The 12904-nt window shown below is 39.8% G+C and carries 8 protein-coding genes; 5 read left to right on the forward strand and 3 right to left on the reverse strand.

Annotated elements, in window-relative coordinates; genetic code table 11:
• Positions 1–8 precede the first annotated feature (8 nt).
• Complete coding sequence (locus QOL76_RS09275; protein ID WP_283412676.1) at positions 9–707, reverse strand: response regulator transcription factor; 699 nt, start codon at positions 705–707, stop codon at positions 9–11.
• A gap of 593 nt (positions 708–1300) precedes the next feature.
• Positions 1301–1912, reverse strand: coding sequence for an HD domain-containing protein (locus QOL76_RS09280; RefSeq protein ID WP_283412677.1), 612 nt, complete (start codon positions 1910–1912; stop codon positions 1301–1303).
• Between the two features lie 403 nt (positions 1913–2315).
• Between QOL76_RS09280 and QOL76_RS09285 the strand changes: the two genes are divergently transcribed.
• From QOL76_RS09285 to gloA2, 5 genes are all read left to right on the forward strand, one after another.
• Positions 2316–4556, forward strand: coding sequence for a sodium-translocating pyrophosphatase (locus tag QOL76_RS09285; protein WP_283412678.1), 2241 nt, complete (start codon positions 2316–2318; stop codon positions 4554–4556).
• A 447-nt stretch (positions 4557–5003) separates the two neighbouring features.
• Complete coding sequence (locus tag QOL76_RS09290) at positions 5004–8090, forward strand: SusC/RagA family TonB-linked outer membrane protein (RefSeq protein WP_283412679.1); 3087 nt, start codon at positions 5004–5006, stop codon at positions 8088–8090.
• A 19-nt stretch (positions 8091–8109) separates the two neighbouring features.
• Positions 8110–9522: a SusD/RagB family nutrient-binding outer membrane lipoprotein gene (locus QOL76_RS09295; RefSeq protein WP_283412680.1), complete on the forward strand. Its 1413-nt coding sequence runs from the start codon at positions 8110–8112 to the stop codon at positions 9520–9522.
• A 79-nt stretch (positions 9523–9601) separates the two neighbouring features.
• Positions 9602–10909, forward strand: a complete 1308-nt coding sequence (locus QOL76_RS09300) for a D-alanyl-D-alanine carboxypeptidase (protein ID WP_283412681.1) — start codon at positions 9602–9604, stop codon at positions 10907–10909.
• Between the two features lie 51 nt (positions 10910–10960).
• On the forward strand, positions 10961–11350 hold the full coding sequence (gloA2, locus tag QOL76_RS09305; protein ID WP_283412682.1) for an SMU1112c/YaeR family gloxylase I-like metalloprotein: 390 nt from the start codon (positions 10961–10963) through the stop codon (positions 11348–11350).
• 62 nt (positions 11351–11412) lie between these two features.
• Here gloA2 and QOL76_RS09310 read toward each other — a convergent pair whose 3' ends face one another.
• Positions 11413–12903, reverse strand: a complete 1491-nt coding sequence (locus tag QOL76_RS09310) for a RagB/SusD family nutrient uptake outer membrane protein (RefSeq protein ID WP_283412683.1) — start codon at positions 12901–12903, stop codon at positions 11413–11415.
• Between the last annotated feature and the right edge of the window lies 1 nt (position 12904).

Consider the following 12904-nt stretch of genomic DNA (forward strand, 5'->3'; position numbering starts at 1 on the left):
GCTGTAGCTTAAAATTCATCATTGAATCTATATCCTACTCCCCAGGTAGTTAGAATATAAACCGGATTATTAGGATCTGCTTCGATCTTTGCTCGAAGCCTATTAATATGCGCATTTACAGTATGTTCATAGCCAGAGAAATCATACCCCCAGATCAATTCCAGCAATTCAGCCCTGGAATAACTTCTCCCAGGATTCTTTGCCATGAGCACTAATAAATCAAACTCTTTTGGAGTCAAATCCACGCGTTTTTGAAGGAGCAAGACCTTTCGTTTTTTCTCATCTATTTCCAGAGACTCGAATTTGATCAGTTTGACCTCATTAGCTGAAAGTATTGCGAACTGATCCTGACGGCGCATGATAGCTTTGACTCTGGCGATGAATTCCCGGATCTTAAATGGCTTGGTGATGTAATCATCAGCACCGGATTCCAAACCGATCACCTTATCTATTTCCTCCGATTTGGCCGTAATCATTAGAATTGGAGTGAAATTATCCAATGCTCTCAGTCGTTGACAAATAGCTATACCATCCATTTCGGGAAGCATGATATCCAGGATAAGCAAATCGTAAGAATTGGAATTTGCTTCTTCAAACCCTTCCCTCCCATTATTCCTGACTTTTATTTCATAATCCAGATCCTTAAGATGAATCTGAATCAGTTGGCTGATATTGGGATCGTCTTCTACTATTAGTACTTTTTTCATCTGAAAAATAATATGAGTGCGGAAGTTATACTCTAATCATCACGAAACTATCACAATGTGCTTTCGAGCAGTCATTCTACTCCAAAAAGCTTAAGAAATCAACTTGAGCGGAGTAAATCCTTGGTTGGATTATCTAAAAAATGTATATCCGCTTTTCTACCAGTAAGGTAGCAAAAGCAATGTAAGATCTATTAAACTTAAGAATTGAGGCCAAAATTCACCATATTTATTTTCCAAACTCCTAATTTTATGACTTTAAAAAGCGCATTGGTTCTATCCATTTTTATTTTGGCTTTTACAACTAAACTTCAGGAGCAGAACACATTAGACCAGGAACTGACTTCATCGATTAAAGAAATTTCAGACAACTCCTCGCGCTCAGAAGTCTTTTAGGTCAATGCTCCAGAAGGAGATTATCTCTGTGCAATTTTTACAAACAACAATGAGGATCAAAGTTGGAATTATGATAATGAAGCATGGGTAATCACTAGGGAAATCTCAAATTTTGTCTGGAATTATTTCAATCCCAGCCAGCCCTATTCTCAGCCAAAAAGCGCTAGTAAGTACTTGGAAGGATTTGCCTATTAGGTAGGTTAAATCTCCGCTTTAGCCAATTCTTCTATTTTGGTCCGCAGAAATCTTAAATTTTCCTCTTTTCCTTGTTGAAAAAATTTAGCGGCGTATTCCGTGTGATAATGGTGATTTATCATAAATTTTTCACTGTTTTTGAGCCAATCCAGCAGCTCAATAGAATTTCCACTTAACTGTTCAGTTTCCTTTTTTAGCAGTAAAGTTTGAGCATAACACTGATCAGAACTCAAATGATATAGATCAGCGTCGCAAATGATAGCCTCCATGAGATTATGAGGTTGCTGAGGGACTTTGGTCGCTAGGATAGCTCCGCAAATACGCTCAATCCCCTCCTCACTGACATCATACTGCTTCAAAAATTCTCTGGCAAATGCGGCCCCTCTCAATTCATGATCCATCGCAACCCCGTTCCAATAGCCTACATCATGTAACCAGCCGGCCAAAAACAACTCGTCTAACTGCTCCTGTTCTAAATTATAGTATACCCCGATTTCTTTCACCTTAGCTACAATGGATAAGGTGTGGTCTATATTATGGTAGCAAACGTCTGGATTTAATCGCTCGGCAAACAATTTTCTAATCGCCAGTTCAAAAGTATCGAGAAGTATATCCACAGGCTTTACAGTGATTTTTATAGATAAAAGAAAACTAATTTACTATTTATATTGAAATTCGAACATTTAAACAATTGAATTTTAGCAATTTAAAACAAACACTACTACAAACTGGAGGATTTTACCTACTTATCTTCTATAATATTACCTTTTTGGTTTTTGAAAATATCCCTAAAAATTTCCTGCGATTAAGTTTTTCAAATGTTTCACTAATTCACGAATTGTCAACGGATTAGCAAAATTCACAATGAAATTGAAACCGACTGCAACTTTCATTGAATAATCACTAATAAATTTCTCAAAAACAGCATATTAGACTCTAATCTTCTGCGATTGGTCGGTAAGTGAGAAGTTATATATTTGCTCAATTAACAAATTCAAAATTAACAGTAAGATATACCCTATGGAACAAGCTTTAATTTATGGAGTCCCTGCGCTGGGACTGGTGGGCCTGATTGTGATGGCCATTAAATCCGCTTGGGTTACTAAGCAGGAAACAGGTGATAAAAACATGGTGGAACTCGCTGGATACATAGCTGACGGGGCCATGGCATTTTTGAAAGCAGAATGGAAAGTACTTTCCTACTTTGCAGTCATCGCAGTGATTCTTTTGGCCTGGTCGGGAATGTCTGTAGAGACTTCCAGTCCCGTGATCGCGATCTCCTTCCTGATTGGAGCGGTGTTCTCAGCTTTCGCAGGTTATATAGGAATGAATATAGCTACTAAGGCGAACGTGAGAACCACCCAAGCAGCCAGGACAAGTTTGAAACACGCCCTGAAAGTATCATTTACCGGAGGTTCTGTCATGGGACTTGGTGTGGCAGGTTTGGCCGTATTAGGATTAGGTTCACTATTTATCTTATTCTATAACATGTATGTACAAAGTGTAGGTGCTGGCGTAAATGGGGTAGAAATGGAAAAAGCGCTTGAAGTACTGGCAGGCTTTTCTCTAGGAGCAGAATCAATTGCACTTTTTGCAAGAGTTGGCGGTGGTATTTATACCAAAGCGGCCGATGTAGGGGCGGATTTAGTAGGTAAAGTTGAAGCTGGCATTCCTGAAGATGATGTCAGAAATCCCGCAACCATTGCTGATAACGTAGGTGATAATGTAGGAGATGTGGCCGGAATGGGAGCCGATTTGTTTGGATCATATGTAGCCACTATCCTAGCGACTATGGTGCTGGGACGAGAGATAGTTTCAGTAGATAATTTTGGAGGAATTGCTCCTATCCTACTTCCAATGGTTTTGGCAGGATTGGGCATCGTATTCTCTATCATGGGAATGTTCTTTGTGACCATCAAAAATGACAAAGGTGATGTGCAACATGCCTTGAATATGGGAAACTGGTCATCTATAGTATTTACGGGTATTGCCTCTTTTTTTGTAGTGAAGTACATGCTTCCAGAGAACTTATCTATAAGAGGATATGACTTCACTAACATGGACGTGTTTTATGCAATTATCCTAGGTCTTGTGGTCGGAACTTTGATGAGCATCATTACAGAATACTATACTGCCATGGGCAAACGTCCAGTCAAGTCCATCATTAATCAGTCTGCAACCGGTCATGCGACAAACATCATCGCAGGTCTTGCTGTCGGCATGGAATCGACAGTTCTTCCGATTTTAGTTTTGGCAGGTGGAATCATGGGATCCTATGCATTTGCTGGTCTTTACGGGGTTGCGATTGCGGCCGCAGGAATGATGGCTACCACTGCCATGCAACTTGCTATTGATGCATTTGGGCCGATTGCAGATAACGCTGGTGGTATTGCAGAGATGAGCCAACTCCCAGAGGAAGTTCGGGAACGCACAGATATCCTGGATGCTGTGGGTAATACTACTGCAGCTTCGGGTAAAGGATTTGCAATTGCTTCGGCAGCATTGACATCCCTCGCACTTTTCGCTGCATTTGTGGGTGTAGCTGGTATTGATGCCATTGATATATTCAAAGCCCCAGTGTTGGCTGCGTTATTTGTAGGCGGGATGATTCCATATATTTTCTCCTCCCTTGCTATAGCAGCAGTAGGTAGAGCTGCGATGGATATGGTAAATGAAGTAAGGCGCCAGTTTAGAGAAATTCCAGGCATTATGGAATATAAGGCTAAGCCTGAATATGATAAATGTGTAGAGATTTCTACTAAAGCCTCTCTCCGTGAGATGCTTCTTCCAGGTGCCATTGCACTGATCACTCCTATTTTGGTAGGATTTGGCTTCCAAGGTGTATTTGAGCAAGTTTCCTCTGCAGAAATGCTTGGTGGCTTATTGGCTGGGGTGACAGTTTCAGGTGTTCTAATGGGGATGTTCCAGTCAAATGCCGGTGGAGCTTGGGATAATGCAAAGAAATCTTTTGAAAAAGGCGTGGAGATCGACGGTGAGATGTATTACAAAAAGTCTGAGCCGCACAAAGCGTCTGTGACCGGCGATACAGTAGGTGATCCTTTTAAGGACACTTCGGGGCCATCAATGAATATTTTGATCAAACTGATGTCCATCGTAGCCCTGATTATTGCGCCGCATATCAGCCAAAGTCCACATGGCGGAATTATGACAGATAAAGTTGAAATCAAAAAAGAAATTCAGTATGAAGATGGAAAGAAAGTGGTAACAGAAACCATCAAAGAAATAAATACGGTGGAGTAATCGCACTTATTTTCAAGGTTTAAAAAGACTGCCTTTTCTAGGCAGTCTTTTTTTTGTCTATTAAAATGGAGCTAGCATTGAATTGCTTGAATAAAAAATTTAATACAGCACAAACAAGCAAAAGCAAATATTATTTGAGTTAAAAGAAAATATCACCAATCTGATGAAAATCACACCCAAAAAATTGAAATAAATAATCTATTATCCGTAATTTATGCAATGGTGGTAATGAAAGACCTAGTAAACCGTTAGATTTTCGTGCAATATCGCAAAAGTGGTTTAAAAGAATAGCCTTAGCAATTCAGGCCAAGAAGTTCTTTAAATCAACAACATGCTATTTCAAACACCAAAAATTGAATATATCCCGAGCATTTAGCTCATTGAAAAAATGCAAGTAACTGCAAGAAATTAAAGCAAAACCAATTTTAATCTATAAACTAAAAACAAATGAAGAAAAACTACGCAATGACCTTGCTTTTTCTTTTAGGGTTTCTGGCGAGTATTCCACTCTATGCCCAGCAAACGGTAAAAGGAAAAGTAACAGCTCAAGAAGATGGGCAACCACTTCCAGGGGCTAGTATTTTGATACAAGGTACCAATACGGGTGCTGTAACTGACCTAGATGGTAATTACACTATTGATGTCCCAAATGCAGATGCTATATTGGTTTTCTCTTTTATAGGCTTTGATTCAAAAAGCTTAACAGTTGGTTCACAATCAACTATAAATGTTGCATTAGCTACATCTGCATCAGATCTAGATGAATTTATTGTAACAGCTTTTGGTATCTCCCAAGAGAAAAAATCCCTGGGCTATTCTGCACAAAGTATCGATTCTGAAGCAATCACAACTTCCAAGCAACCGAATATAGTTAATGCATTGCAAGGGCAAGTTGCGGGTGTGCAAGTGACGAACTCTGGAGGCGCTCCAGGACAATCAGCAAGAATTATCATTCGAGGTATAAACTCGCTGGATCCAAGTGCAGATAACCAACCATTATTTGTGGTAGATGGTGTTCCAGTTGATAACTCGACTGTAGAATCTAGTGGTACCCCTAGAGGTATGACGAATAGAATTGCTGATATCAATCCCAATGATATAGAGACTATGTCTGTGCTAAAAGGTGCAGCAGCGACTGCTTTATATGGAGTGCGCGCCGCGAATGGTGCCGTCATCATTACTACCAAAAAAGGTAAAGCAGGACAAATTCAAGTAAATGTATCCAGCTCATTTGGAGTAGATGAGTTGGTCAAAAAACCAGCATTACAGGACCAATATGGCCAAGGTTTTAGCGGAGAAAGAGATGACTCAAGTTTCTGGCCTTCCTGGGGAGCAAACATAGCTGCCGAAAATGATCCTAGCTACGTCTATCAGGACAACTGGACAAATGCTTTCAATACCGGAACTACCATTGACAATAGTGTGAGTATCGCAGGAGGTAATGAAAAAGCTACATTTTATGGTTCCTTTGGTAGATTGGACCAAGAAGGAATCATACCGTTCTCTACATGGGGAAGAACAACAGCCAAACTTTCTGGCACGGTAAAAGCAAGCGAGAAATTCAACTTTTCAGGGTCGATTAATTATTCTAATTCTGGAGGGAATAGAGTTCCTCACGACAGATTTTTAGAAAGAATGATGTATTGGTCAGAAACAACTGATGTGACTGACTACATTAATGAGGATGGTACTATGAAAACCTACGGTAATACCAATCCTATATATGATGCTCGATTTGCAACTTATGAGGATGATGTAAATCGTTTAATCGGAAACTTGAATCTGAATTACAGCCCAACCGATTGGCTAATGTTGTCTTACAGATTAGGCACAGACTTTTACAGTGATAGCAGAACAGAAATCACTCCTGGCCCAATGGGAATTGATGGTGAACTAGCTTTAAGCTCTACTGGATATATGGAGGAAACCCGCATTAACAGTAAAGATTTAAACTCCAACTTCTACATCACCTTGAAGAAGCAATGGAATAGTGATTGGAATACGCAATTGAGGTTAGGTAATGATGTCTTCGAAAGAAGATATGATAGAGTATCAGCTTCAGGTTCAAACTTTGTAATCCCTGGATTCTACAACCTTAGCAACACTACTCAAATATTTGCTAGTCAAGGAAAGAGCATAAGAAGATTAGTAGGTTTCTACGGTGATTTAATGGTAGATTATAAAAACTTTCTATTCTTAAACGTAACCGGAAGAAATGACATCTCCTCTACACTACCAAAAGACAATAACTCATTCTTCTACCCTTCGGTAAACCTTGGCTACGTATTTAGCGAAAATTTGGAGTTACCATCTTGGATTACTTTTGGTAAGCTAAGAGGATCTTGGGCACAGGTAGGTAAAGATACTAATCCCCATATCTTAGGAGCGACCTTCGTTTCTCCATCAATATTTCCACTGAACGGTCAAGTCGGTTTTTCTAAAAACTCAACTTTTGGTGATCCTAATTTGAAGCCAGAGCAAACGACTTCTATAGAATTTGGTACCCAATTAGCATTTTTCAATAATAGGTTGAATTTGGATGTGACATATTACAAATCCAATGCAGCAGATCAGATCATCCCTGTTCCAATTTCGGATGCAACCGGCTTCTCTTCCTATATCACCAACGCAGGTGAAATCGAAAATAAGGGATTTGAAATTGTACTAGGTGGCTCTCCTATTGAAACTGGAGATTTCAAATGGGATGTTACTGCTAACCTCACGACCAACAAAAATGAGGTAAAGGCAATTCGAGAAGGAATTGATCAAATCGTAGTAGGAAGCCAATTTGGATATGCAGGATCTACTGTAACAATGATTTTACGAGAAGGGGAAGCTTATGGAAATATATCAGGAAGCTACTATGTAAGACCTGGAATGACTGAAGGAGCAAGTGAATTGGATAGAGGGTTGGCGCAACAAATTGGTTCGAATGGATTCCCAGTTAGAACCGGTAATCAGATCATCCTTGGTAATGCTGTTCCAAAATTCTTTGGAGGTTTGAGAAATCAATTCACATACAAAGGACTCGAGCTTTCCTTCCTAATCGATTTTAGAACAGGACTCGATCAATATGATCAATTTGGCAACTTCCTATCAGCTTTCGGAAAGCAGGAAGATTCCAATAGAAGAAATGAAACTGTGGTGTTCCCAGGTGTACTAGCTGATGGATCCCAAAACACCAAAGAAGTTTGGCTTGGGCAGGGTGTTGGTCCGGACGGAGTAGATTATGGAGCTGGCTACTGGAGAAACTATTATAGAGGTGTTTCTGAAAACTTTGTGAATGATGCAAGTTTTATTAAACTGAGAAACATCACATTAGCATACAGCTTACAGCCTCAACTACTAGAAAAAACTCCATTCAGATCTGCTAGAATTTCATTAGCAGCGAATAACATTATCCTTTCTACACCTTGGGATGGTTTTGATCCAGAGTCCTTCTCTTCAGGAGCGGGTGGAAATGCGATAGGGTTCACTGGGCTAGGTTTCCCAGGTGTACAGAGCTATTTCGTTACTTTGAATTTAGGTCTATAACCACTAAACCAACAGAAACATGAAATTGAATAATAAAATAAAAGCAGTTTTGGGAACATCCTTGATTCTAACAGCCTCGGCTTGTGATTCATATTTGGATGTAAATGAGAACCCAAACAATCCTCAGGATGCACCTATCTCTGGTCTGATGACCAACATCACATATGAGACCAGTTTGAATGTGTATAGAGAAGGTAGCGCAGTAAGTAATTACGTGCAATATTTGGCCTCGCCCAATCCTGCAAGTGGATCTGATACCATGGAGCCACTTAATTTTAGCAGCATGTGGTTCAGCCTTTACAATGTAATGACTGATCTATATACCATGAATGAAAAAGCAGAAGCCGAAGGTGCTCTCCAATATCTTGGAGCAGGACAAGTCTTAATGGCTCTCAATCTAGGGATGACGGTTGATTTGTTCGGTGATGTACCATTTTCTGAAAGTTTCAACTTCAGCACGGTCACTCCTGCCTACGATGACGATCAGGTTCTATATGGCAATGTGATTAGTCTTTTAGATCAAGGAATAGCAAATCTGAACCAACCTTCCAGTTCTTCTATCGGAAATGATGATTTTATCTATGGAGGAGATATAGACTTATGGCTGAAATTTGCTTACACCCTGAAAGCACGCTATATGATTCACATGAAGGGATCATCTGGATATAGTGCTTCAGAGGTACTTGCTGCAGCAGCAAATGGATTCGATTCAAATGCTGATAATGCCTCAGTTACGTTCTTTGAGCAGCGTTTCAACCCATGGGCTCAAGAAGCAATTAATAATGCAAACTTGCTATTGACTGGCTGGATTTCCGAGCAGTTTATTGAAGCATTGGATGGGACTTCTTATCCAACTGTAGACCCTAGATTGAAGCTGATGGTGGGAACTACTGATGATGGAGAGTTCATCGGCACTGTAAATGGCGCAGGTCGTGGAAATGCTCCTGAGCAAGGGGCCCGTTCTACATTGGTGGAAGGACAGTATTATACTTCCAGGCAAGCTCCTTTATTAATTGCCACCTATGCGGAGTTAAAATTTATAGAAGCAGAGGCTGCTTTTGACACTGATAAAGCGGCTGCTTACGCTGCATATCTTGATGGAATAAATGCCCATATGGACATGCTTAGCGTCCCTGCGACTGAAAAGGCTGCCTACCTTGCTGATGCAAGTGTGAGTATGGGAGCAGACGCTTTGACTATAGCAGATATTTTCAAGGAAAAATATGTAGCACTATTTCTACATCCTGAAACCTGGAATGATGCCAGAAGATTTGATTATGCGTACAAGGACATGACACTTCCAGAAAACTTAAATCCAGATTTAGGAAATGAATTCATTAGAAGATTGGCTTACCCAGACAGTGAAATAAGCAGAAATGGAGCTAACGTTCCATCTGTTTCACTTCTCGACAGAATCTGGTGGGACCAATAAATGCTTAACTCTAGTATTAAGTCTCCTATCGAAAGATGGGAGACTTTTTTATTTAACTTAAAACTACAACTCAATACAAATGAAAAACCTATTAATCGCCCTATTGATTCTCTTGAGCTCCTGCACAGTTCAGCGCATCAATAAGTCACTCAGCAAATCTGATGTCTTTAATAAAGGTCATCTAGGTTTTATGCTTGTGGACCCAGTAAAAGACAAAATCCTGGTGGATATTAACTCAGACAAGTATTTTATCCCTGCGTCTAACACCAAGCTTTTTACCTTTTACACTTCCTACACAGTTTTGGGTGACAGTTTGGTGAATGGTTTGAATTACTTGGAAAAGGGTGATTCCCTTATTTTTTGGGGAACAGGTGATCCCAGTTTGCTTCATCCAGATTTAAAAAACACCAAGGTGATAGATTTCCTGAAAAATCAGGAAAAGAAATTATACCTGCTTGACAATTTTGATCAAGTAGATGCTTTTGGATCAGGCTGGTCTTGGGACTGGTATAATGCCTATTATGCTGCTGAACGATCTGCTTTGCCCGTATATGGAGACATTGTTCGCTTCGCAAAAAGCGAAGGGGATTCAGCATTTACTATATACCCACCTCGCTTCGAATCCGCAATGGAACTAACAGAACCACGAGGAAATTCAAGCTCAAGCTTTCGAAGAGACCATCTGGAAAACAAGTTCTCCTACTTCGTGACTGCAGATGCAACGGAGAAAAGATTTGAAACTGATATTCCTTTTATTACCTCTGTAGATTTTGCAGCTCAATTACTTTCAGAAGAAGTTGGCAAGAAAATTACGGTCATTACTAATAGCAACTACTTTGCCGAAGAACCGAAGAAATTACTTACCGCAGCAGCCGATAGCATCTACTCCCAGATGATGAAAATCTCTGACAATTTCTTAGCTGAGCAACTTTTGCTTTTGGTATCTGATCAATTGGACAATAAACTCAGTACCGCTGATGCTATTGCTTACGCGAAAGAAAACCTGTTAGCAGACTTGCCTGATGAGCCTATTTGGGTGGATGGTTCTGGCCTTTCTTCCAAAAACATGTTTACTCCAAGGAGCATTATCGCTTTGCTAGCCAAGATCAGATCAGAAGTTCCAATGGAAAAAATAATGGCATATTTCCCAGCAGGTGGAGAATCTGGGACGATCCAAAACTACTACCATTCAGATGAAGGCCAGCCTCCCTACATCTACGCCAAAACCGGCACGTTATCAATGAGTAATGCGCTTAGTGGCTATCTGATTACAAAAAGTGGCAACATCTTGCACTTCTCTTGCCTGATGAATAACTACGCCATTTCGGGCAGTGAATTAAAAACCGAACTGACCAAAGTATTATACTATATCCATGATAAATATTGAGTTACACTAACCCATGAAAACTTCTTTTCCCTTTGCTCCCATCTTGAAAAAATGCTCCAACTGAAAGGTATTCACCATATTGCAATTATCTGTTCTGATTATGAACGTTCTAAAAATTTCTATACTGAAGTTCTTGGTCTTCAAATAATTCGGGAAGAATATCGAAAAGAAAGAAATTCCTACAAATTAGATTTAAGTTTAAATGGACTGTATGTAATCGAACTATTCTCTTTCCCATCACCTCCATCCCGAATATCAAGACCGGAAGCATCAGGTCTAAGGCATTTAGCTTTTGCAGTAGCAAATCTTGAGGAATCCATAAGGGAACTGAGAAAACATCAAGTCCATGTAGAGCCCATCCGGGTAGATGAAGCCACAAACAAACGGTTTACATTTATCGCAGATCCTGATAATCTGCCTATAGAGTTTTATGAAGTGTAGCTTCAGTTGAAAACAAAAAAACCCGAGGAAGTTTCCTCGGGTTTTAATTCTATAGATAATCTTTAAAAAGGATTTTGAACCATTAAATCATTTGCATTCAACTCATCAATTGGGATAGCCCATTGCCAAGCATTTGAACCTGCTGGTTCTTCGAATTTTCCGTTGATTACAGATTCTACATGGTTTGCACCAGTTCTATCCAATGGTAAATTTAATCGCTTCAAATCATAGAACCTGAAACCTTCCCCCCAAAGTTCTATTCTTCTTTGGATCATAATTTCATCGATCAGAGCTTGACCAGTATTTGTTGACTTAGTATAAGCATCATCTCTGGCAGACACTAGTTCAAATAAAACGTCTGCTGCTTGTGAATCATTACCAGTTCTAGCCAAAGACTCAGCTTCAAGCAAAATCATTTCTGCAGCTCTCATGTAAGGTACATCCCCTACAGAGGAAGCATTACCCTGAGCAAGAAACTTTCGGTTCATATAATCTCTCTTAGAAAAACTTGAAAGTGTCATCTCATCAATGAATGGATCTCTCAAATCTGGGTCTGAAGCATTAGGATCCCAAAGACCTTTTCTAGCATCTGTATCAGGAATCATATCATAAAGCGTGCTATTGATAGCCTTAGGATTATTTCTGATGTTAGTTGAGCTAAAATTCAAAGACATATAAGCAAAGTAAGAAGCGAAGAACGTCTGTTGATCATCAACCTGACGACTTCCCCAGATCCATTCTACATTGTCTGTATTATTGAACCCTTCATATAATGCACTTTGTGACATTAATGAATATCCTGCTCTTGCTTCTTTAGCAAGAACTGCTGCCTCTCCAAATTTACCTTGAGTAGCAGCTACCCTAGCTTTGATACCTTTTACCACATTGATATTGAGGTGTGATTTAGCATTTCTACTTTCGTCAAGAAGTGCAATCGCTGCATTAAGATCCGCATTAATTTGAGTGTACACTTCTTCAACTGTATTTCTTGCAGAACCTTCAGTGATAGGCTCTGTTACTATTGGAACTCCCATTTGGGTATTATTTCCAGCAGCATCATAGCGTTCAGCATATAACTGAACCAGGTTGAAGTGCGCCCAAGCTCTATAAGCTAAAGCTTGACCAGTAATTTCATCCTTCTCAGACTGAGGACCTACTGCCTCATCGATACCTTGCAAAATCATATTGGCATTACCAATAATCTTGTAATAGTATCTCCATACAAAACGCGTATCTCCACTAGTTTCCAAGTTTAGATTTTGCCATCTACAGATTGACACATACCAGCCGTTTCCAGTAGTGGTCATTACTAAATCATCCGCCAATACATCTCGCATAATCATTACTGCTCCTTCAGCAGCCTGACCCTGGCTATCAAACCTTAATAGCAGCATTCTGTGAATTCCATTCAACGCCGCCATGGCATTTTGAGTAGAGGTAAATACCGAGGATGCTGATACTGCATCTGTAGGAACTGTATCCAAATAATCATCAGCACAGCTAAAGTTCATTAGCAAGGCAACTACAACTATTGATTTAAATATCTTCTTCATA

It is taken from the genome of Algoriphagus winogradskyi, from assembly GCF_900182815.1.
Lineage (GTDB): Bacteria > Bacteroidota > Bacteroidia > Cytophagales > Cyclobacteriaceae > Algoriphagus > Algoriphagus winogradskyi.